The following is a 23,477-nucleotide window of genomic DNA, read 5'->3' as shown; positions in this document are numbered from 1 at the left end:
GGTGGAGATTTTGTCTGCTGTAACGTATATTTTGCCCAACCGTTGAACGTAGTTGGGAAAAAGAAATATAACTTTTTTAGGCCGCAACTTCTCTTAAATCTACCGCTACGACTCTCGATACGCCTTGTTCTACCATGGTTACACCATAAATAATATCGGTACTGGCGATAGTGCGTTTGTTGTGCGATACGATAATAAACTGCGACTGATCGGAAAATTTGCGGATGATGTTATTGAATTTATCAATGTTGGTATCATCCAACGGGGCATCAACCTCATCGAAAATACAAAATGGTGCAGGTTTTAAAAGATATAATGAAAACAATAGGGCAGTGGCGGTTAAGGTTTTCTCCCCGCCTGATAACTGATTGATGGACAGCGGTCTTTTGCCTTTAGGTCTGGCTACAATATCTATATCAGCTTCAAGTGGATTGTTCACATCAGAAAGGATTAAATCGCAACTGTCTTCTTCATTAAAAAGAGAGCGGAACACCACAATAAAATGCTCACGGGCCTGTGTAAAGGCTTGCATAAATTTTTCCTTGGCTGTATCATCAATTTCTTTAATGGTTTGCAACAGGTCGGCTTTAGCAGCGTTGAGATCCTTTTTCTGGTTTTGAATAAAGGTGTACCGTTGCTCCATTTCTTGAAATGCTTCCATTGCCATAGAGTTTATTGCGCCAAATTCATCCAACTGCCGTTTCATTTTTTCTACTTTTTGGCGAAGTTCGAATTCGCTTTCTAGCGCTTCTACTTCTGTTTCAGTATCCAATAAATCGTTTATATCAATGTTAAATTCTACCGCTAAACGTTCTTTCAAAGCATTCAAGTCAATTTTTAGGGCATTTTTTTTGTCTTTGATCTCCGTTAAAATGAAATCAGTTTCCTCTCTGTTTTTGCGAATGTTACTCAAGTTATTTTCGAGTTCATTAATTGTCCCTTTGCTCGTAAAATAGGCTTGTTCTGCTTCGGTCAGACCTTTTTCCATTTCCTCCCGTTGTTGGTACATTTCCAGGAGGGTATCGTCGTTTAAATCGGTATGTTGCAGTGTATCAGTAATTTGTGTTAAGGCTTCTTGAAGTTCCTTTTCGTTCTGCGTAATTCTTTTGTTTAAAGCTTCTTCCTGTACAAAACGATAATCTAAATCTTTTTCAAGACTTGCGAGTTTGTTTTGTTGCTGATGAAAGCGAATGTTGTCTTGATTATATTTGCCTGCACTATCATTTACCTGTGTGGCAATATCTTGATAATTAAGCTGTTGTTCTTGTAAATTGATGTGAGCTTCCTGTTGGTTCTTTTGCATGGAAACCAATGCTGGGAGTTTCTTGGATAAAGCTTTCTCTATGGATAAGATCTTCTGTGCAATATCGGCTTTTCTGTTTTCGCTGGTGGTAATAAACTCGTGATACTGGTCTCTACGAGTTTGTACCGAGATGTGTTCATTATTTAAACGATTCAATTCTTGTTGGAGCGTGTTAATCTGATTGATTTTAGATGCTTCTTTCAGATTAAAAATTTGATCGGTTTCCGTTGTTATGGCCGTATTGTATTGATTAATGAGTGCTTCTGATGCTTTAATTTCTTTCGCTAGATTCTCCAAATTTTTCGCACGCCCAATTCTTTTACCTTCAAATAAACCCACTGAACCACCTGCTAAGGTGAATTTGGTTTGCGCATATTTTCCGTTTTTGGCCAAAATGGTTAAACCATCGGTTGGCGTTTCTTTAAATAAGTGTTCTTGTTCGTTAATGGCGATGTAAACGTTTTGAAGCAGTAGGTTGCATAGGTTTTGATATTTTTTATCTACTTCAATAACCGATAAAGCTGATACCAAGCCATCTTGCGGACTTTGAGTAAAGTTTTTATCTGGAACATTTTCTAAAATAAAGAAATTAGCTCGTCCTCTGCTTGCATCTGTTAACAAATTTATGGCAAGAACGGCATCTGCATATTCATCAACCACGTAATGATTCATCACTGGCTCTAGATAATTTTCTATGGCAATACGATAATCTTCATTACAAAACAAAATATCAGATAGGAGTAAGGCACTTTTTGGAAAAGAACTGTGCTTCTTAAGAAAACGAATGGATTCTGGAAAGCCTTCCAAGCTATCAACAAGCGATTTTGTAAGGTTGTACTCGTTTTGCTTCGCATCTTTTTTGCGATTTTCTACCGTAAGCTTTTCTTTGTTGGTACTTAAATTTAATTCGGATTGGGCTAACTTTTCTTTTAAAACCGATTCAGCTTCAGTAAGTTGCTTAATGTGGGTTTGTTTTTCTCTAAGCTGAATATCCAATTCTGCCAAAGCATGGTCAAATGCTTTAAGTTCTAGCGTTTTGGTTTCGGTATCATCAACGTTTCTATTGCTTTCCTGCACCAGCGCATCTTTTTGGATGTTTAAAATATCAATCTCCTTTTGTGCTTGATAAACTTGATTTTGTAAGTCGTTGACTGATTTTATTAAATTATCTGTTCGGTTTTTTTCGGTTTGTTGCTGCTCTCTTAAGGTATCAAGCGCAGTTTTAAGCGATTTTAAATCCGACTCTAAACGATTGAAAACTTCAGTTTCTGTTAAAACTTCTTCGTTTAAGCGCTTAATGTTGTATTTGATGTGGTTAAGCTGGTTTCTATCTTTTTCAAGCTCGCCAGAAAGTCGTGTTTCCTTCTCCTGTAAAAAACGCATCTGCTCGTTTTTAACTTTCTTTTCACTTTCATATGCGCGAATTTTAGAAACAAATTCGTTAGTGGCCTTTTGTTGTACAGAAAGATTTTTTTCTTGATTAATGCTCTCTAGTTTAAGTTTTTGTAAATCAGCTTCTTGGGAGTCAATCTTTGTGCTTAGTTCCGTTCTATTCAACTGCTGTTTTTGTTCTTCCGTTTCGAGGGCACTTAAATCGGTTCGGAAAAAGGCAATTCTGTGGGTGGCCAATTGAACGCTCAATTCTCGGTATTGTTCTTTTAATTTATAATACCTTTCAGCCTTTCTAGCTTGATTTTCAAGGGTTTTTAAATTTTTCTCAATTTCAAAGAGTAAATCTTCAACGCGCTCTAGGTCGGTTTCGGTATCTTTTAGCTTATTGAAAGTTTGTTTTTTGCGGAGTTTATATTTTGAAATCCCGGATGCTTCTTCAAATAACGATCTACGGCTATGCTCTTTATTGGTAATGATTTCATCCACCATTTTCAGCTCAATAATCGAATAACTATCGGAGCCTATGCCTGTATCAAGAAATAAATCGGTGATGTCTTTTAACCGGCATTGAACATCGTTAAGGCGGTATTCACTGTCGCCATTCCTGTACAACTTGCGTGTAACCGTAACCTGCGAATACGCCGTTGGAAGTATGTTTTTTGTGTTGTCGAAACTTAAAGAAACCTCTGCAAGTTGGGCTTGTTTTCTGTTCTTGGTGCCATTAAAGATGATGTTTTCCATCTTTTCAGAGCGGAGGGCCTTTGTACTTTGCTCGCCCAAAACCCATCGCATGGCATCTATAACGTTCGATTTTCCACAACCGTTCGGTCCAACAATGGCCGTAACACCCTCATTAAAATTGATGGTTACCTTGTCGCCAAAGCTCTTGAATCCTTTAATGTCTAATCGAGTAAGTTGCATGGTTTTTTATCGGGCGAACCGAAACCAATATTAAGGATTATTTTGTGGTTTTTCAAACGTATGTTTTAGGTAAAAGGGATATTGATTCTTTCGCTTTGCTTGGGTTGATGAATGCCATGTAATAAATATAGGCGGAGGCACTTGTTTGGAAGTAGATATTTAACCCGAGCTCGGTTTAAGGGGAAGACCAAAGCAAATTAAGATCCATTAAGATGCTGAAATAAATTGAGCATGATGGAAGGATTATGTGATATGGGAACGACGCGTTGTTTTCTTGAATTGATTTCAAGGTGTTTGTTTCTATTAGATTTTTTTGTAATCCGGAACTTACGTTATTTAATTTGGAAAGGTACGGTTAGCTGGGCTTGGCGGCCTGCTGCCCGTCTTTCCGCTAAATCCCCGATAGAAAAATCGGGGGATACCGCTTCAATACGGTTTATTAACAAGGGTTTGTGCATGTAATACCAATCTGGGCTAGATTTGTGATCTCGTACAAACCATTAGGGATTGAAATTTCTAGTATAACAAGTCGGGATTACGAATCTGACTAATAGTAGGTTTCTGTTCGCATTTCAAAGATCTTTCCGTTCCGCTGCGCTCCAGTCGAGAGGACGGATTGCCGATGCGTTCTTTCTAGCGTATCAAAGGATCGTCCTTTCGACCGTAGCGGAGAAATCTGTTAAAGAGGTATTTGTTTTTAGTTTCAAAGATCGCTCCGTTGCACTATGCTAGAGCTAATTTGAATTACGGATACATCCTCGTTTATTATAATCTTGAAAATCAGTTTTTATTTAACAATCATCAGTTTTGCAAACTTCAATAACAATTGTTTATTGCCTAAGCCTTGAAAAAATACAGTTGCTTTTACATCAGGGAGTGTACCTTCCAGACTTATTATTTTTCCGAAGCCAAACTTTTCATGCTCAACTTCCATTCCGCCTTGAAATTCGTGCGGTAAGGATGGCGTAAAGCCAGGCGTTGGCACGTGTGCTTTTGCTAACAAAGTAGTAGTTTTCGGACGAGCCGCGGCTGCCGACGTTGTGGATGCAGGTTTTGGCTTGCTGAAAAAATCACGAGGTTGCGAAGTCCATGTTTTGCGTTCATCGTCAAAATTACCTTCAAGTAGGTTGCTTTTCGAAGGTTTAACATCCAATTCTAAGTATTTTGGATTAATTTCGTTGATGAAACGACTTGGTTCACAATTGGTTAAGGTGCCCCATCGGTAGCGCGATGTTGCATAAGTTAAGGTTAACTTAATTTCAGCTCTTGTAATGGCTACATAAAATAATCGGCGCTCTTCTTCTAAATCGGTTCTATTGGTAAGCGACATTTGCGAAGGGAAGAGATTCTCTTCTAACCCTACAATAAATACATTTTTAAATTCTAATCCTTTTGCAGAGTGAATAGTCATTAAAGAAACGGTATCCTTGTTTTTATCGCCATCTTTATCATCATTGGTTAAAAGGGCAACGTCCTGCATAAAAATATCTAAGCCTTTCTCTTCAATATCTTCACGCTCAGCAAACTCCTTAATCCCGTTTAAAAGCTCCTGAATGTTTTCGTATCGGCTTCTGCCCTCAACGCTATCATCGGTATAAAGTTCTTTTAAAATGCCTGCATGTTGTGCAATAAATAATGCAGTATCATAAGCATCAAGCTTTTTGGCTTCGGCTTGAAAACTTTGAATCATGGTTGAAAAATCATTCAATTGATTGGCCAAGCGACCATCCACATACATGTGTGCATTTGAAATGACATCCCACATGGTTTTATCATTTTGATCTGCCGCTACAATAATTTTATCGATAGAAGTATCGCCAATTCCGCGTTTTGGATAATTAATTACCCTTTTAATTGCTTCCTCATCCTTTGGATTAAACGTTAAGCGGAAATAGGCAATTAAATCTTTAATCTCTTTGCGTTGATAGAAAGACTGCCCGCCGTAAATTCGATAGGGAATATTAAGCTTGCGCAAACCTTCCTCCATGGCTCTACTTTGTGCATTTGTACGATATAAAATTGCAAAGTCGCTATGTTGATAGCCCTTTGTACTGCGCTCTTGAATAATGGATTCGGCAACTAATTTACCCTCTTCATTATCGGTAAAAGCCCTCGATACTTTGATTCGATCGCCCTGAACGTTTTCAGAGAAAACATTTTTTTCGAGTTGATTTTTGTTATTGGCGATAATGCTGCTGGCGGCATCAACTATATTCTGGGTAGAGCGGTAATTCTGCTCTAATTTGTACACTTTTAAATCGGGGTAATCGCGTTCAAAATTTAAAATGTTTTGAATGTTAGCGCCACGGAAAGCATAAATACTCTGGGCATCATCGCCCACAACACAAATATTTTGGTAGGCTGCGGCCAATTTTTTCACAATGGTATATTGCGAAAAGTTGGTATCCTGATACTCATCCACCATCAAATACCTAAACTTTTGCTGGTATTTATTTAAAACATCCGTATGTTCCTTAAGTAAAATATTGGTTTTAAATAGCAAATCATCAAAATCCATTGCACCTGCTCTGAAACAACGCTTGGCATAGGTTTCGTAAATCTGACCAATTAACGGACGTTTGTTTTGATGGTCTTCTGCCTGAATTTGATCGTTTGCTTGATATTCGCCCCAAGAAATAAGATTGTTTTTCGCGCTTGAAATTCTGTTAAACACAAAATTGGCGGCATATAACTTATCATCGAGTTGCATTTCTTTCAAAATGGCACGGATTACACTTTTGCTATCGTCTGTATCGTAAATGGTGAAATTGCTTGGGTAGCCGATCTTTTCAGCTTCAACACGAAGAATTTTCGCAAAAACGGAGTGAAAGGTTCCCATCCAAATGTTTTTGGCCTCTGCACCTACAACCTTGCTGATACGCTCGCGCATATCCTTACTCGCCTTATTGGTAAAGGTTAAAACTAAGATGTTAAAGGGATCTGTTCCCGTTTGAATGAGATGAGCAACCCGATAGGTAATTACCCTGGTTTTACCCGAACCCGCACCCGCAACAATCATTACCGGTCCTTTAGTGTTCTCTACTGCTGCTCTTTGTTGTGGGTTTAATCCTTCTAAATAGTCCAAATCGGCTCCTGTTTTTTGAGCTTCAAAAATAAGAAATCCTACATTTATTTAGGGCTTTGTGGAGAAATAGCAATTAAAAAAATGAAATATTAGGTCTGGATGTTATTAAATAAAAATAAACTACAAAATCATTTCAAACTACGCGAAAACGTTTGCCATAGCTTTACACAGATGATTTTTTAAATCACACCAAATCCATTTATGCCAAAATAACATATTAACCATTTAGGAATAGTATTTGATAAGTTTGGGCTATGGAAGATAAAAATATTGAGTTTACTGATATTCCAGAAGGTGGGAGTACAGATATATACGCGAATTTAAAAGAAAAGCTAGAAAGTGTGGAGCAGTTTCCAGGGATATATAATTTTAAATTTATTATCACTGGAGGCATGGATAAGATACAAGAATTACGGAAGGTACTTCCCGATGATCAATTTTTAGAACAAGCCTCTAAAACGGGTAAATATGTTTCCATTACAGTAAAGAAAGAAATGCAAAATGCAGATGAAGTTATTGCTGTATATAAACAAGTTGCTGATATTAAAGGCATTATGATGCTTTAAAATTGATTCCAAAAAATGCTATATTTGACCATATAAGAATATCTGAGTAAAGGAGTATTTACCAACTTAGATTTCTTATATGGTTTAAAGCATAATTAACCACCTGAAATCAAATAAAATTGATTTTCCTTGGGTGCTTATGAAATTTGCTCAAAACGTTGTACACATGCTCACGCCCTAGTGAGATTGATAAGTTTATCTACAACGCATCCCCCAAAATAAAATTGAACGTTTAGCATTTTTGAAATGCATAAAAATCCGCCCCTTATGGTGCGAAATATTCCCTATTCATACAATAATAAAAGATTACTACACACAGAAATTTAGATTTAAATATTGATAATATGAATGAATTAAAGTCCATTGTTTTGGAGCAAGAACAGCTATTCTTGGGCTTAATACCCACTTTTTGGGACGTAAATTTTTATAACCACAGCTATCAAAAAATAGTCGATTTCTTAAAAGCGAACGGATTTAAAGACATTTTCCCAAAAGCACTCGAATGGAAAGTTGGTCGAGATAATCCTGAATCCTTTTGTTATTACGACACTTTAGATTGCAGTTACTCTGTAAAGCCTTTATATATAGGCGGTTCCATTTATACTGAAAACGATTTAACTTACTATTCATGCAGTGTAAGTACATTTGAGCTATGGTGTATTGATGTTTTTCGAATTAAGTTGGCTTACGATATCCATAAATTTGAGTTTTTGGTTTCATACCACGTTCCAGATGATTTAGAAGCTTCATTTTTAGATTTTATCTCAAATCCATGAACATAACTGAAACCCCTTTTGGTTTGCTTTTTACAGAAAAAGCTGTGCCGAGATGGATTGAATTATTTTCCCTAATTTTTATTATTGCCTTGTTATTTCTGATTAGAGAAATCGTCAAAATCATTAAGGAAGAAAAGGGCAGGCAAAGAAATAAATCATTAATTATTTATTTCGGCATTGGGTTAATCTTGGCTGTTGGTTTGAGTATGGTTTATCCAATCAAGCAATACGATAGTAGCCATGTTCAGGTTTTTATCAATTATAGGGGTGATAAAAAGAATGTTGTTGTCACATCTTCAAAATCTAAGCTCACTTATCAAAGCCCATTACATAACTTCAAAGGTTATTGGGTAGAAGTTAAGGTCTCAAGTATAAAAGACAATAACAGAAACAGTAAATTGAGTTACAAGTTAAATTTATTGCGCAAAGATGGACTATCATTATCGCTTGGAGAATATCAGAAAAGTGAATTCTCAGCAGTGCTATCGAAAATAAAGCAAGTTGGTTTGCCGAAAATTTCAACTGGTATTTACGCTTTAAGAGATGGTTCAGAAGATCAGCCTGTTACATTGGGTTACGATCCTACAAAAATTCATCAAAATTTGAGAAATGTAAAAACAACATTAAATCCAGATGGCACAGCAGTGGCCTATTCCCTCAAAGCAAATCCGCTTGTTGGCAAAATTTCAATCATCATTTTAACCATTTTATGGTTGTTTGTTTTTGGTCAGGCAACGGGCAGTTATGAAGATAAAAAGCTCTATTATTTAGGTGTTCCATTATCAATCTTATTTTCAATTGCTGTGGTTCTTTTTAATTTGAGTTATTTAAATGCAACCCAACACATCAAATTTTCAAAGGAAGGATATGCTTCTTATAGCGAATCTAAACTATTGGGTAAATTTCATTATTATACAGGCAATTGGAAAGATGTGAAAACAGTTATGGTAAGTGTTGGAGCCGATGAAAATATGGGGATTATACTTTGTGAGGCAGCTATAGAATCAGATCATAAGGTGCTGGGCAGTGCATTTAGTGCGGCAATAAAAGGAAAGTATAAATACATCCGTACCGAAAGTTTAGATCTGTACAATCAAATCATTCTTGCTGATTATGTGTTGAATAGGAGATTCAATCCTTAAAAATATTTAAATCCCGAAGAAAGGTTACCGAGCAACAATAAATTTCTTCGCATCAGAATACTGACCAGAATCTGAAGACACTTTAAAGAAATAAATTCCTGGAACAAATGCGGCAGTATTAATCTCTAATGTGTGCTTGCCAGTGTTTAAATATTCGTTAACCACGGTTTTAACCAATCGGCCCATTAGGTCGAAAATTTGGATGTTTATTTTATCTGCTTCCGGCAGCACAATATCGATATTGGTTTGCGTTGAAGCCGGGTTGGGGTAATTCTGTGTAACTACAAACTTTAAAAATTTATCAAAAATTGCTTTGTTAATGGCATCAAAAATTACGTAACTGATTAGTCTATAGCCGCGTGCATTTGGATGAAAAGGATCTTGATACAAAGAAAAATCGCGACGCATGGCCGCGTTTACATCTGCCAGATAAATTTTATACTCCGTTGCAAGCCTGCGGTAAATTGCATTTATTGTTCTGATATTCGTATTTACAGGTACTAAGTTGGCAAGTGTTCTATCATCCACGTTTTGGAGGGTGCAAAGGATGGGCACAAGTTTTTGTTTTATACTTGCTTCGATAATTACGCGCATATTGGCTTCGGTATTGGCTACCGTTTGCTTTTTATCTCGAATTGAAATGGCATCGTTAATACCCATATCGATTACGATAAAGCCTGTACGATCTCGAATGGCTTTCTCAACCCGCAATAAACCTTGAAAAGTGGTTTGTCCACCAATTCCATGATTGGTAATATCAACTACCTTGTTTGCATAGCAATTTTGAAAGTTACTTGCAAGCATGGCCTGAAAACCAACACCACCAACGCCCTCAACCGTACTCGCGCCAAAGGTTACAATATTTATACTGTCTTTAGCATAGAATTTTGCTGCCTCAGGGCAACTTATCCGGGTAGAATTTTGCGCTAAAGCGAAATCAACAGAACCAAAACATAAAAGCAACAGCAGAAAAGGATATACTATTGCACTCAACTTCATCATTAAGGGTGTATCAGGAGGGATTTAGGGATTTCTATTAAATGTTGCAATTTACAAAAATTTAGATTGAAGTTCCTAGTTACTTTTTCTTTTTTAAGTTCATTCGGGCAATTTTAAAGCAATTTTTTAGCTCAATAGAATCGTTAACTAAAAATCGATGAAAAATACCCGTGTCAACAACGCTTATGTTATAGGTTTTATTTTCGTTTTCCACAATAAACCAGTTGAACCTACCACTTTGGTAACGCTCTTTTAGTTTGCCTTTCAAGCACAGATAACTCTTTTGCTTTTGAGCAATGTAATTACCTGATTGATAGAAGTGTTGCGCAAATGCTGCCTCCGTAGTACATCCCAAAATGCACAGCAATAAAATTATTTTGCTAATTTGATTTAATGAACAAACCATAAAAAAATAATTAGTTGATAAAATTTGCTCAATTCTCAATCTGAAGGGTATAAAATCATTTAAACAGGATTCTAAATTCCAGAACTTTAATGTGAATGAGCGGTGGGATATTTTTCTTTTGGGGATGAAAAATTTCGTTATCCAATTGATAGATAAAGCAATTTACCACTAAAAATGATGAAAACAAATTTTACGCACATTTTTGTAAGGGTGTTTATTGTAATTTTATGGCATTTATTCGGTAAAGCCTATATTTGCCCAAATTCATATTGTTATGCAAGAGATTAAAAATTATGTAGAAACGCACAAACAACGCTTTTTAGACGAATTGTTTGAGTTATTACGTTTTCCATCGGTAAGTGCCGATCCTAAATATAAGGCCGACGTTTTAAAAACTGCCGATTATGTTGCGCAGAAGTTGAAAGATGCTGGTGCAGATCAGGTAGAAATTTGTCCAACAGCCGGTTATCCAATTGTTTATGGCGAAAAAATTATTGATGAATCTTTGCCAACAGTTTTAATTTACGGTCATTATGATGTGCAGCCTGCAGATCCGTTAGAGCTTTGGAAAACACCACCTTTCGAGCCAACCGTTCGCGATGGTAAGATTTATGCACGTGGCGCTTGCGATGATAAAGGACAATTCTATATGCACGTTAAAGCGTTCGAATTGATGATGGAAACCAATACCTTAGCCTGTAATGTTAAATTTATGATTGAGGGTGAGGAAGAGGTAGGATCTGCCAATCTAGGTATTTTTGTTAAAGATAATGCAGATCGTTTAAAAGCCGATGTGGTGTTAATCTCTGATACTTCGATGATTAGCATGGAGCATCCATCTATTGAAACCGGTTTACGTGGCTTAGCCTATATGGAAGTAGAAGTTGTGGGCCCTAACCGCGATTTGCATTCTGGCGTTTACGGTGGTGCAGTAGCCAATCCAGCAACCATTCTTTGCAAAATGATTGCTTCCTTACACGATGAAAATAACCACATTACCATTCCCGCTTTTTATGATAAGGTTGTAGAATTAACCGATGCAGAAAAACAAGCTTTAAACGCAGCACCGTACGATGAAGCAGAATACACCAAAGATTTAGATATTGATGAAGTTTGGGGCGAAAAGGGCTATTCTACATTAGAGCGTACCGGTACGCGTCCAACTTTAGAAGTAAATGGCATTTGGAGCGGTTACATTGGCGAAGGTGCTAAAACCGTATTGCCAAGCAAAGCAAATGCAAAAATTTCGATGCGTTTGGTTCCAAATCAAAGTTCAGAAGAAATTGCCGAAATCTTTACCAAGCATTTTGAAAGCATTGCCCCAAAAAATGTTAAGGTTAAAGTTACCCCACATCATGGTGGCGAACCGGTTGTTACACCAACAGATAGTATTGCTTATCAGGCTGCAGAAAAAGCCATCGAAGATAGTTTCGGTAAAACAGCAATTCCAACCCGTGGTGGTGGCAGTATTCCAATTGTTGCGCTTTTTGAAGATGTACTGGGCATAAAATCAGTACTTTTCGGCTTTGGCCTAGATAGCGATGCACTGCACTCTCCAAATGAGAAATACGACATCTATAATTATTACAAAGGCATAGAAACTTTGCCATTGTTTCATAAATACTTTGCCGAACTGAGTAAGTAATCAGCAAAAAATCAGTCTGTTGCCTGTGTTGCGACGTGAGAAATCCCTCTTTAAAGCAGAGGGATTTTTTTTTGGAAAATAGGTGGTATGGACCTATGATTTTAAGAAGATTAGGTCAAGTGGAAGCCGGGCGGTAACTGGTTAAGTTGTATTCGTTAAGACTGATTTTAATAACTGTACAATGCTCTTTTTTTTAAAAATGAACGTGTTTTTTTCATAGGTGCTGTAGCCCCGCCATTCGCTTTACTCACCCGATGAAAAATCGGGATTGTGTTCGCTACTGTCGCGTTTAGATATTAAAGGTCTGTTTTCCATTTGAAATGCCTGCTCCTGCAAATCGTATAAATCAATTGCCGATGGGTTAAGTGTTTAGGGTTTGCAAACCCACAATCGGAGTACGAAATGTGCCACCTAAACCCGACTTAGTGAAATGCTCCTCGATTTTTCATCGAGAGCAGAAACGGGGGCGGGACTGCTGCAAGCGATACGTGCTGTACTTGCTTTCCAAAAAAATAAAAAGTCATTAGGCTTCAAGTTTATAAATACCATAATTTTTTATAAATTGTGCACATGAAATACCTATTCTCATCTCTTTTACTTTTCGCTGGTATCGCTTCTTTTGCTCAAGGTGGTAAAACGATTCAGCCGTCTGGAAATCCAATTTTTAAGGGCTGGTATGCCGATCCAGATGCCGCAATTTTTAACAATAAATACTGGGTATATCCAACGTATTCTGCAAAGTACAAAGAGCAGGTTTTTCTGGATGCTTTTTCATCTAACGACCTCGTTACTTGGAAAAAACACGAACATATTTTAGATACAGCAGCCGTTAAATGGGCCAATAAAGCCATGTGGGCACCAGCAATTGTTCAAAAAGATAAAAAATACTATCTGTTTTTTGGTGCAAACGATATTCAAAATGATCAAGAAGTAGGGGGTATTGGGGTTGCCGTGGCCGATAAGCCAGAAGGACCTTATAAAGATCATTTAGGAAAGCCTTTGGTTGATAAATTTTATAATGGTGCGCAACCCATTGATCAGTTCGTGTTTAAGGATAAGGACGGACAATACTATTTGATTTACGGGGGCTGGAGACATTGCAATATTGCCAAGCTGAATAACGATTTTACTGGTTTTGTGCCTTTCCCTGATGGAAGAACTTTCAAAGAGATTACGCCTGATAACTATGTTGAGGGTCCGTACATGTTTATCAGAAATGGTAAATATTATTTTATGTGGAGCGAAGGCGGCTGGACTGGGCCTGATTATTCTGTGGCTTATGCCGTTAGCGATTCTCCTTTTGGTCCGTTTAAACGCGTTGGAAAAATCTTAAAACAAGATCCAACCATTGCAACTGGTGCAGGGCATCATTCTGTCATCATCAATGAGAAGAAAGGAAATTATTACATCGTTTATCATCGCCGTCCTTTAACAGAAACGGATGGTAATCACCGTGTTACCTGTATAGATGAAATGAAGTTTGATGCTGATGGAAATATACTTCCTGTAAAAATAACCAATGAGGGGGTTAAAGCTCAAAAGGTAAAATAGATATAGAAAGGTGGATGAAAGTCTGCCTTTTTTTATTCCGTTTCTCTTCCATACCACCATTGCAAGTGTTTCCAAGTACCGGAATGAAAGATGTTGTTATTGGTTCGTGAAGACACGAACTGAGGCAGCCGATTTGTGAAAACACGAACCAAGGCAGGGCAGTGGTTGAAAATTAGGCGACAATATAGCAAATTACCCTTACCTATATAATCTGTGTTTATTCGGTTTAAATAATAAATTTTTTAGTTCTATACCACTTAGTTATTTTTGTTACGTGGAAATAATTCTGCACGAATCGTGTCTATTCAATAATATTTTGAAGAAACTCAAAAAAGTGATGGCGGTCGTTAAACCCTTAATTTCCGCCATCAATGCAATTCTAAGAATTGTACACTTAATTGACGTTCTGTTTTAACCAGAACTACGATTAACTAAGAGGGGCTTGCGGGCTCCTCTTGTATTTTCTAAACATCTAACTTACTAATTCGAGATTTAGAATATAGGTCTATAAAATTAGAAGGCTACACTCCGATATCGTCCATGTTTTCTTCTGGCTGCTCAACTAATAGTTCGATTTCATGAACAAACATTTCTAAAGTTTCAATCTTTCCTCCTTGTATTACATATCTGGCTAATACCCTAGTATCTGCAACATTAGCAATATAAAACTTGTGTCTTCCAGGTAAATAACGATGTCTAGCAACGTCACCTATTTTTATTTGTGATTCTTCCATTACCAAATATAAACATTTAAAATTTAGTAACAAAAATGTTACAAATAGATTAATGAAACAAATTAGGTAGCTAATTTCAATTGAAATGCATTAAAATATAAGTCTTCAATCGAAAATGTTGAAATGTGGAGAAGATTAGAAAGAAAAATTTAGATTTATGAATAGTTTTGATTTATAAAAAAAGCCTAGTTTGGACCTAGGCTTCACACTAACATGATTAGCAATTATCTCTTTTGGAGGGAGCTAAACTTTAACTAATGATTATTAATGCGTGATTTTTCTTTCTGAGAAAAAGAACAAATCATATTAGAAAAAACGTATCATCGATTTATCTTATTCAAAGATAGGGCAATATGTGCTTTTTGTGAACCAAAGTTGTTAACACCCTGTTGAATTGCTGGGGAAAAACGATCATCCAAATATCATTTTCAAGCAATAAAAAAGCTAAATATTTCTTTTCAAGGGTTTGAGAGACTAATACGAGTGTTAATAACTTACGCTATTTATGTAAAGTACTAGTATCTAGGCTGTTAATTAAATCTATTCGGAATTAAAAACTATCGTCAAAACAGCTCCCTAGAATCTATCTCTAGCGCTTTTGCAATCCTAGATATTGTAATAAGCTTACAATTTATCTTTCCCGTCTCAATCCGATAAATCTGTCATAATTCTATCTCAGACAAATTTGCAAGCGCTTCCCTTGAAAGGTCTTTCTCCTTTCCAATTCTTCGAAGATTCTTTCCGAAAGCATCTAATTGCTCTTTTTCATCTGACTGTGATAACATTAGTCAAATGTGCTGTAGAAGCGCAAATATTATTTAGGCATGACTGCCTAATTTTGATTTATTATTTAGTAAACCGCATGGTACGTGCCACCTCTTACCGTGATAACAGGTGTCTGTTTTTGGTTGGTGGAGACACAAGCAGGACAAAGATTTTGTGTACGAATTTTGTCTTTATGGGTCTGCCTCTTATTTTTTCCAGGCGCTTTTAAATAAAATTTAATCAGCTAAAAAGAATTTTGCTTAGAGGTATGTAGCATTTTCTTTTTCCAAAGCAGGTTTCGCACTGGTTTTGTTGAGTGCGCTAAAACCATAAGCGCATAAAAATAAAATTGCAGCAATGCCAACATACAAGCTTGTATAGCCGAAGTGATTTGCAATGTAGAAACCGGTTATTGGTCCACATACTTGCGCCACCGACCAACTGAGCGTGTAACCCGCGGCATACAAACCTCTATTGTGTTCGTTGCTTCTGCTTATTACCACCGTATTTATAAACGGCAAAACAAACATTTCGCCTATGGTGAAAATGATTACCGTTAAAATAGCCATTGTAATGTGCAGGCCCAACGGAATGCTCAAAACCAGATACGATATTGCAAATAAAGAAGCGCCAATTACAATGAAAAATATAGGTGGTCTTTTATTTTCAATTTTGTTGATCATAATCATTTCAAAAAGCGCAATTATTGCACCGTTTATGCCGATAATCAAGCCTATTGATGATTCGTTAATGTGCCACTGCTCTTTAAAAAATACAGGTACAACCCTAAACATTAAAAATGCCGATGTGATGAAAACCGTTGTGAGTGCAATAAACTTCAGGTAAAAACCATCTTCCCAAGGTTTTTGAATGGCTATGGCATTTCGGTTTGCTTTTGCTTTCTGTATAAAGCCCTTAACCTGAGGCAAAAGCAATAAAATGGAAAGCCCAACCATAATGCTTACGCCACCCTCAACAATGAACAGTAATTTATAGTTTATGGAGGCAATAATACCAGCCAAACTGATCCCTACAGACCAGCCTATATTTACTGCAAGGCGGTTTAAGGAGTATGATCTGGTTATGGTGCCTTCTTGGGCATAGTGGGCAACGGCGGTAAAATTGGCGGGACGAAATGCTTCTGAAAAAAAACTAATCACAACGGCTAAAATGCACAGGGTATAAAAATGTTCTACCGAAGAAAATAAGATAAACAATAGCCCACCAATGATAGAGGATAAGATTTGTACGGGTCTGAAACCAATAATATCGGTTAATTTGCCCCCTGTTAATGAACCTAAAATTGATCCTACACCAAAAAGCGTAATAATTAAGCCCGCATCTGTTTCCGATCGGTGCAAACTCTGCGTAACATACAGCCCCATAAATGGCACAGCCATGCTGCCACAACGATTAAACATCATAACAATGCTCAACAACCAAGTCTCTTTGCTTAATCCGCTAAAAGAGGCTTTATAAGTATTGAATATAAGTTTAAACATGCTTTGGTTTGGAGCTGCAAAAATAGAAAATTATAAATTATTACGGTTGGATTTTTAACATAGCCAGGCTTTATTGCTTAATCCTGCAATATTTAAAGAGTTGTACTCGCCTTCAGTGTTTGTGTTCATATCGCTATATTTACCCTTCAAAATAGACAATTATGAAAGCATTTTTAGGTATGGGCCTTTTGGGTTCAAATTTTGTTAAGGCCATGCTTCGCAAAGGAGAACAGGTGCAGGTTTGGAATAGAACGGCATCTAAAGCCGAAGCGCTTGCGGCAGATGGTGCACTTGTTTTTACTGATGTGGCTGATGCGGTTAGGGGAGCAGACGTGATTCACCTTACGTTAAAAGATGATGCCACAGTTGACGAGGTTTTGGAGGCTGCCAGTACCGGTTTTTCGCCAGGTACAGTAATTATAGATCATACCACAACATCTGCGGAAGGAGCGGTGGAAAGAACGGCAAGCTGGAAAGAAAGAGGTTTTGTGTACCTACACGCACCAGTGTTTATGGGTCCGCCAAATGCACTTGAAAGTACAGGAAGTATGTTAGTATCTGGCGATCAAGAGATTATCGCAACGCTAGAGCCCGAACTCTCTAAGATGACGGGCAAAGTGCTTAATTTCGGGAAAGAGGAGGGAAAAGCTGCCGGGATAAAACTGGTGGGCAATTTATTTTTGATTTCAATGACCGCAGGCCTGTCTGATGCACTTGCACTTTCAAAAGCCTTGAATATCGATTCAGAAGATATCGCAACACTTTTTGGATTCTGGAATCCGGGAGCTGGAGCACCTGCCCGATTGGATAAACTCAGAGCAGGCGATTTTAGTAAACCGTCTTGGGAACTTGATATGGCCAGAAAAGATGCGGGTTTAATGATGAGCGCAGCAAACAAAGGCGCAGTTAAACTAACCGTTTTGCCAGCCGTTGTTGCTGAAATGGATGCTTGGATTGAAAAAGGGCACGGTTCAGACGATTGGAGCGTGATTTCAAAAAATAATATTTAATTAATTTAAACTCAGCCAAACATTTTTGCAAAACTGACGTTTAAAATACGAGAGCGTTAATTTAGATGAGCGGGAAGAGCCTTTGGTTTTTCTCGCTCTCTTTTTTTAAGGCTTAAAATGGTTCAAAATCTTTTATTTCCTTACATTTTTCCTCAACTTAGCCAAATCAAATAAGCTATGCCGCCAGAGAGAAAAAAGCCTGTTGTAAGAAAAGCTCCCGCAAGAAAACCGAATAAGGGTAAAAAGAAATCAAATCGCTTTTTAACGCAGTGGAAAATAGCAATAGCAGGTATATTGCTCATTTTGCTTTCTCCTTTTTACTATGGATATATTTTAAAAGGTTTTGTAGGCACTTGGCGATGGATAAAGGATATTGGTGAAGACCCAAATTATAGAACTTACGAGAGCTTTAGCATTAAAATTCCGAAAAAATATACCATACACGGAATCGATGTATCTTACTATCAGGGAAAAATTAACTGGCAAAAAGTTAAAGAGATGAGGGATGATGATGTAAGCATTCGCTTTGCATTTATAAAAGCCACCGAAGGGATTTTGCAGGTCGATCCATATTTCCAACGCAATTGGAGAGAAGCGCCTAAAGTGGGTATTGCCTGTGGTGCCTATCATTTTTTCAGACCCAAACGCGATGGTAAAACGCAAGCGAAGTTCTTTTTACAAGTAGTTAATATCGAAAAAGGAGATTTACCGCCTGTAGTGGATGTCGAATCGCTTGATGGTGTTTCGCCATTAAGAATGCGCCTCGAACTTTCTGATTTTTTAACATATGTAGAAATGAAAACCAAAGTAAGGCCAATTGTTTACACAGGCTTAAAATTTTATGAAGATTATCTGGAAGGAAAACTGGATGATTCTCCGCTGTGGATTGCGCACTATTACCAACCCAAATTGCGATTAGACAAAAGCAGATGGAAGTTTTGGCAACATTCTGATAAGGCGAAAATTAATGGAATCGGACACGTGGTCGATTTTAACGCTTTTAACGGAGATAGCACTGCGTTTGAAAAGATGATCATTAAGTAAGCCCCCTTATTTTTGCAAGTTAATTTAAAGGGGCTAGGCAGGTCATTATATCGTCCAACTTTCGCAGGTTTTCAAAAATTCTTCGTCGGGTTCGGCACCTAGACCGTGCGATTCTGGAACATCAAGAAAGTAGCCATTGTAGGTTAATCCACCAACCACAGGGTCAACCAAATGCCCCAGTAAGGCCGTATCTAAGTCGAAGAACTCTACATTTGGGCTTGCCAGCGCAAAATGAAGATTTGCACTCAAAGCAATTCTACTCTCCAACATACTACCGATCATACATTTCACCCCTTTTTGAATCGCTTCTTCATGAATTTTTTGTGCCTCGAGAATGCCTCCAGATTTTGAGAATTTAATGTTTAAGTAGGTGGTTGATTGACTGTTAATGAGTTTTCTGGCGTCGTGATGGTTGTAGCAACTTTCATCAGCCATTAATTTAATTGGCGAATTGATGTTTAACTCAGGCAATTTATCATCAAACCAAGTGCGCATGGGCTGTTCGCAGAATTCGATATTGTACTGTGCAAGTTCGCCAAGGGCAAAAAGGGCATCATCAAATGTCCAGCCCTGATTGGCATCCAAGCGAAGCGTCATTTCATCACCAACGGCTTCCCTAATGGTTTTAACCCGCTCAATATCATCATCAATTTTTTTACCCAATTTTATTTTGATAATGCTACAGCCTTGGCTTTTGTATTTCAATGCGGTTTGAGCCATACCCTCAGGCGTATCTATGCCGATGGTCATGTCTGTTTCAATGGTTCGTTTTTGTCCGCCTAGAAATTGGTAAAGTGGTTGTTTGGCATATTTAGCCGAAATATCGAAAAGGGCCATATCAAATGCGCTCTTAATGGTGCTGTTATGGTCGGCATAACCCAACAAATCGTTCATCCTTTCCGGAATTTCAAGGGGGTTTTTGCCAATCCAAATGGCGGCAAAGTCTTTCGCCATCGCAATGCAAGTGTCTTGTGTTTCGCCAACAATCATCGGGAAGGCCGAGCATTCGCCAATGCCATGGATTTCGGCATCCGTGTGCACCCTAATTAACACATTTTGAGCAAAGTGCATGGTTCCCGTTGCAATAACAAAAGGCTCCATCGGAATGCTGAATCGGAATATTTCTATATGGGTGATTTTCATAATGGTATTTTGATAATTTTCTATAGGCGATTTAAAAGTCTCTCCAATGGATTTGGCATCAGCTGTTTCTAGCCAGCGCCATCAATGTTTAGATTTCCGACTAAAGTATAAAAACAAAAACTAAAACGGAACAGCTTTGTAGATAATTTATAGCTTTACGATTTCAATTTTAGATTCATAAAATCCATGTCAAACACACATTCCGAACCCAATAGCCTAATTAATGCTTCTTCGCCTTATTTGCTGCAACACGCATATAATCCCGTACACTGGTATGAATGGGGTGCAGAGGCTTTGGAGAAAGCGAAGGCAGAAAATAAACTGATATTGGTTAGTATTGGCTATTCTGCCTGCCATTGGTGCCATGTAATGGAACGTGAAAGTTTTGAAAACCATGAGGTGGCAGAGGTGATGAACCAACACTACATCTGCATTAAGGTAGATCGTGAGGAAAGACCAGATATCGATCAGATTTATATGTATGCCATTCAGTTAATGACTGGAAGCGGAGGATGGCCTTTAAACTGCATTTGTTTGCCTGATCAACGTCCGATTTATGGCGGTACTTATTTTAGAAAGAATGATTGGATTAACATTTTAGAAAATGTAGCTGGCCTTTGGGCGAATGAGCCAGATAAGGCGATTCAATATGCGGAAAGGCTTACTTCAGGCATTCGCGATAGCGAGAAAATCATTCCTTCAGTTAAAAAGGAAGGCTACACGCATGAAGACCTATCAGAAATTGTAGAACCTTGGAAACGCCATTTCGACATCAGTTACGGTGGATATAATCGTGCCCCAAAGTTCCCCTTACCAAACAATTGGGTGTTTTTGTTGAGGTATGGATTTCTGAAAGATGATGAATCGGTTTTTACGCCCGTTTGTCAAACTTTGGAAGAGATGAGCAGAGGCGGAATTTACGATCAAATAGCAGGTGGTTTTGCACGTTATTCTGTTGATGATAAATGGCACGTTCCACATTTCGAAAAAATGCTTTATGATAATGCACAGCTGATTAGTTTGTATATAGAAGCCTACCAATGCACAAAATTTGATTCCTTCAAACAAACGGCTATAGAAAGTATTGATTGGGTTTTTAGTGAAATGACTTCGCCTGATGGCTTATTCTATTCGGCTTTAGATGCAGATAGCGAGGGTGTTGAAGGCAAGTTTTATGTTTGGAATAAGCGGGAATTTGATGAAGTTTTGGGGGCAGATGCGCCCTTAATCGGCGATTATTACAATGTAACAGAAGATGGAAATTGGGAGGAGGAACAAACCAATATTTTAAGGAAAACCGTTCAGGATGATGCGCTCATTGCCAAGCACGATATTGATGCCGCAATCCTTTTTGATAAGGTACAATTTGCAAAGACAAAACTACTCGAAGCACGCAGCAGAAGAGTTCGCCCAGGGCTTGATGATAAATGCTTAACTGCATGGAATGCCATGATGATTAAGGCTTTGGCCGATGCAGATGCTGTTTTGAACAATGGTGTATATCGTGAAAAGGCATCAGCCGCTGCTCTATTTATTTTAAACAACCTGAAAGCTGAAAATGGTGGCTTATATCGGAATTACAAAAATGGAAAAGCATCTATAACCGCTTTTTTAGATGACTATGCCTTTATGATTGAAGCACTTATTGCACTTTATGAAGGAGATTTTGACGAAAAATGGCTGATCGAGGCGAAGAATTTAGCTGATTATGTTATTGCCAATTTCACGGATTCGGATTCGCCAATGTTTTTTTATACCTCAGCAGAAAGTGAAGGATTAATCGCCCGGAAACACGAAATTATGGACAACGTTATTCCTGCATCTAATTCCGTAATGGCACAAAACCTTCGCAAACTTGGCCTTTTTTATGACTTGGATGATTATACGGCAAAGGCATCCGAAATGTTGGCCTCTGTACAATCTAAAATCCAGAATTACGGTTCAGCTTATTCCAATTGGTCGATACAAATTTTAAATGAGGTTTACGGAATAAACGAGATTGCGATTATGGGTTTAGAAACCGATTTAGTTAAACTGGAGTTAAGTAATCATTATATTCCGAACAAAATTACATTAGGCGGAACAAAAAGTAACCTGCCACTGTTAAAAGGTAAGGAAAGCAATGAAACAAAAGTTTATATTTGCCGAAATAAAGTATGCCAGTTGCCGGTTAACACTGTTGAGGAAGCATTAGAATATTTACAATAAATTAATTTAAATGAATATTTCACCAAACTCGGTGAAATATAATGAGTTTAGTAGCCATAGTTACACATTAATTATGCTAATGTAATATTTGATCTATAAGTTTGATTGATAAATCCTTATAAATCAGTATATTAATTTTTTAGTATCTTAGACAGATGAACTCTCTAATTAATTTTCTTTCAAGCTATTTGTCGATACCTAAACCAGCAACGGCTACTATAACTATCAGTATTTTAGTATTTATTTTAGGTCTGTTTCTGAATGAAACTATAAAAGAAATAGGTAGATACAGGCAACGCAGAAACTTTAAAAAGTTATTAAAAAGAAATTATCTGATCTTCAAAAACTACTTATTTGTACAATCAACAAATATGCAAACATTCAGCAGTCAGATAAACGAAGATAGTAATCCCAATTTCAATATTTTTGTATCTCCTTGCTCAGCAATCTCAAATTTTAAGGATATCTCATACTCCAATGCTTTCAAATCATTATTTACTGGGCTTGAAAATTTTCGCTTATTTAATTTTAATAGAAGGTTGCAAGCATTTGATTATTTGTATGAGAGTTTAGCAATGTATCGAATAGAAGAAGAACGTATTTTTCCAATACTAGCTAGCTATCAAAATGAAGCACTACCCGTTGTTCAAAACATCAATTCTTTGAACAAACAAGCAATCGAAAATATTGGCGATTTAACTATAAAAATAACATCGACTTTAGAACTTAATTTAGACACGAAAATATGGCTTCAAAAACGAGAAGCCATTAGTAATGTCTACTATAAAGGTTTGAGAAAGGCTGAGGATAGTCAAAAATATTTTATTGATATTTCGGAATTTGAATTTAATAATTCTGCACCGATACAAGTTCTATATACACCTAAGGAGTTCTGGAATTATCACCATCAACTAAGGCTTGCAGCAGCTGAAAATATCAAATTAATTAGATTGTTCAAAAACACAATAAGTTACTGTAATAAGACTAGTGAAAGATTTAGATCAACTGGAATTAAGCTTTCTGAAAACTATAGGTATTTATTTGGACAGAAAGTCTTTTAATATATAAGTTTCTTTCTGATAATAATCAGAACACCTTTTTATGGAAATACTTACTTTTATTCCTTCATCAATATTTGCAAATACTTTAGTCATAACAATAATATACGTAGATAGATACCGTATGCAATTTCCAACTAAGGATTCTGTTTTGGATTAGAATATTAATTGCAAATATTTATATTTGTATCAGCATTTGAGACAGGATAACAATCTGGACAGCCTTG

16 protein-coding genes are annotated in these 23,477 nt (G+C 37.2%); 9 read left to right on the top strand and 7 right to left on the bottom strand.

What is annotated here, in order from left to right; translation table 11 throughout:
- Positions 1 to 76: 76 nt before the first annotated feature.
- Together smc and DHW03_RS18155 are read right to left on the bottom strand one after the other, a co-directional pair.
- Entirely contained in the window at positions 77 to 3,616 is a 3,540-nt protein-coding gene (smc, locus tag DHW03_RS18160; protein WP_109927278.1) for a chromosome segregation protein SMC, read from the bottom strand.
- Between the two features lie 787 nt (positions 3,617 to 4,403).
- Positions 4,404 to 6,701, bottom strand: coding sequence for an ATP-dependent helicase (locus DHW03_RS18155; protein ID WP_109927277.1), 2,298 nt, complete (start codon positions 6,699 to 6,701; stop codon positions 4,404 to 4,406).
- A 254-nt stretch (positions 6,702 to 6,955) separates the two neighbouring features.
- Between DHW03_RS18155 and DHW03_RS18150 the strand changes: the two genes are divergently transcribed.
- The 3 genes from DHW03_RS18150 to DHW03_RS18140 all read left to right on the top strand — a co-directional run bounded on the left by DHW03_RS18150 (position 6,956) and on the right by DHW03_RS18140 (position 9,185).
- Entirely contained in the window at positions 6,956 to 7,267 is a 312-nt protein-coding gene (locus tag DHW03_RS18150; RefSeq protein WP_109927276.1) for a DUF493 family protein, read from the top strand.
- Positions 7,268 to 7,611: 344 nt separating this feature from the next.
- Complete coding sequence (locus DHW03_RS18145) at positions 7,612 to 8,043, top strand: hypothetical protein (RefSeq protein ID WP_109927275.1); 432 nt, start codon at positions 7,612 to 7,614, stop codon at positions 8,041 to 8,043.
- Positions 8,040 to 9,185, top strand: a complete 1,146-nt coding sequence (locus DHW03_RS18140; RefSeq protein WP_109927274.1) for a hypothetical protein — start codon at positions 8,040 to 8,042, stop codon at positions 9,183 to 9,185. The genes DHW03_RS18145 and DHW03_RS18140 overlap by 4 nt, the downstream gene beginning before the upstream one ends.
- 24 nt (positions 9,186 to 9,209) lie before the next feature.
- Here DHW03_RS18140 and DHW03_RS18135 read toward each other — a convergent pair whose 3' ends face one another.
- Both DHW03_RS18135 and DHW03_RS18130 read right to left on the bottom strand, forming a co-directional pair.
- On the bottom strand, positions 9,210 to 10,187 hold the full coding sequence (locus tag DHW03_RS18135; protein WP_109927273.1) for an SGNH/GDSL hydrolase family protein: 978 nt from the start codon (positions 10,185 to 10,187) through the stop codon (positions 9,210 to 9,212).
- A 76-nt stretch (positions 10,188 to 10,263) separates the two neighbouring features.
- A complete protein-coding gene (locus DHW03_RS18130) occupies positions 10,264 to 10,590 on the bottom strand; it encodes a hypothetical protein (protein WP_133248557.1) in 327 nt (108 codons plus the stop codon).
- A gap of 274 nt (positions 10,591 to 10,864) precedes the next feature.
- Here DHW03_RS18130 and DHW03_RS18125 point away from each other — a divergent pair, with 274 nt between their 5' ends.
- Positions 10,865 to 12,235, top strand: a complete 1,371-nt coding sequence (locus DHW03_RS18125) for a dipeptidase (protein WP_109927271.1) — start codon at positions 10,865 to 10,867, stop codon at positions 12,233 to 12,235.
- A gap of 570 nt (positions 12,236 to 12,805) precedes the next feature.
- The gene (locus tag DHW03_RS18120) at positions 12,806 to 13,786 is read left to right on the top strand and encodes a glycoside hydrolase family 43 protein (protein ID WP_109927270.1); all 981 of its coding nucleotides are present in this window, start codon (positions 12,806 to 12,808) and stop codon (positions 13,784 to 13,786) included.
- Positions 13,787 to 14,307: 521 nt separating this feature from the next.
- Here DHW03_RS18120 and DHW03_RS18115 read toward each other — a convergent pair.
- Together DHW03_RS18115 and DHW03_RS18110 are read right to left on the bottom strand one after the other, a co-directional pair.
- The gene (locus DHW03_RS18115) at positions 14,308 to 14,520 is read right to left on the bottom strand and encodes a hypothetical protein (RefSeq protein ID WP_109927269.1); all 213 of its coding nucleotides are present in this window, start codon (positions 14,518 to 14,520) and stop codon (positions 14,308 to 14,310) included.
- A gap of 1,025 nt (positions 14,521 to 15,545) precedes the next feature.
- On the bottom strand, positions 15,546 to 16,787 hold the full coding sequence (locus DHW03_RS18110; protein WP_109927268.1) for an MFS transporter: 1,242 nt from the start codon (positions 16,785 to 16,787) through the stop codon (positions 15,546 to 15,548).
- A 161-nt stretch (positions 16,788 to 16,948) separates the two neighbouring features.
- Here DHW03_RS18110 and DHW03_RS18105 point away from each other — a divergent pair, with 161 nt between their 5' ends.
- Together DHW03_RS18105 and DHW03_RS18100 are read left to right on the top strand one after the other, a co-directional pair.
- Complete coding sequence (locus DHW03_RS18105) at positions 16,949 to 17,797, top strand: NAD(P)-dependent oxidoreductase (protein WP_109927267.1); 849 nt, start codon at positions 16,949 to 16,951, stop codon at positions 17,795 to 17,797.
- A gap of 177 nt (positions 17,798 to 17,974) precedes the next feature.
- Positions 17,975 to 18,841, top strand: coding sequence for a glycoside hydrolase family 25 protein (locus DHW03_RS18100; protein WP_109927266.1), 867 nt, complete (start codon positions 17,975 to 17,977; stop codon positions 18,839 to 18,841).
- Between the two features lie 45 nt (positions 18,842 to 18,886).
- On the opposite strand, the gene DHW03_RS18095 is transcribed toward DHW03_RS18100, so the two are convergent.
- The gene (locus tag DHW03_RS18095) at positions 18,887 to 19,984 is read right to left on the bottom strand and encodes a mandelate racemase/muconate lactonizing enzyme family protein (protein WP_109927265.1); all 1,098 of its coding nucleotides are present in this window, start codon (positions 19,982 to 19,984) and stop codon (positions 18,887 to 18,889) included.
- A gap of 186 nt (positions 19,985 to 20,170) precedes the next feature.
- On the opposite strand from DHW03_RS18095, the gene DHW03_RS18090 reads away from it, so the two are divergent.
- Together DHW03_RS18090 and DHW03_RS18085 are read left to right on the top strand one after the other, a co-directional pair.
- On the top strand, positions 20,171 to 22,192 hold the full coding sequence (locus tag DHW03_RS18090) for a thioredoxin domain-containing protein (RefSeq protein WP_109927264.1): 2,022 nt from the start codon (positions 20,171 to 20,173) through the stop codon (positions 22,190 to 22,192).
- A gap of 155 nt (positions 22,193 to 22,347) precedes the next feature.
- A complete protein-coding gene (locus DHW03_RS18085; RefSeq protein WP_109927263.1) occupies positions 22,348 to 23,253 on the top strand; it encodes a hypothetical protein in 906 nt (301 codons plus the stop codon).
- Positions 23,254 to 23,477 lie beyond the last annotated feature (224 nt).

It is taken from the genome of Pedobacter yonginensis, assembly GCF_003173595.1.
Classification (GTDB): Bacteria; Bacteroidota; Bacteroidia; order Sphingobacteriales; family Sphingobacteriaceae; genus Pedobacter; species Pedobacter yonginense.
The sequence above is the reverse complement of the archived record's forward strand: the minus strand, read 5'-3'. Positions and strand labels throughout refer to the sequence as shown.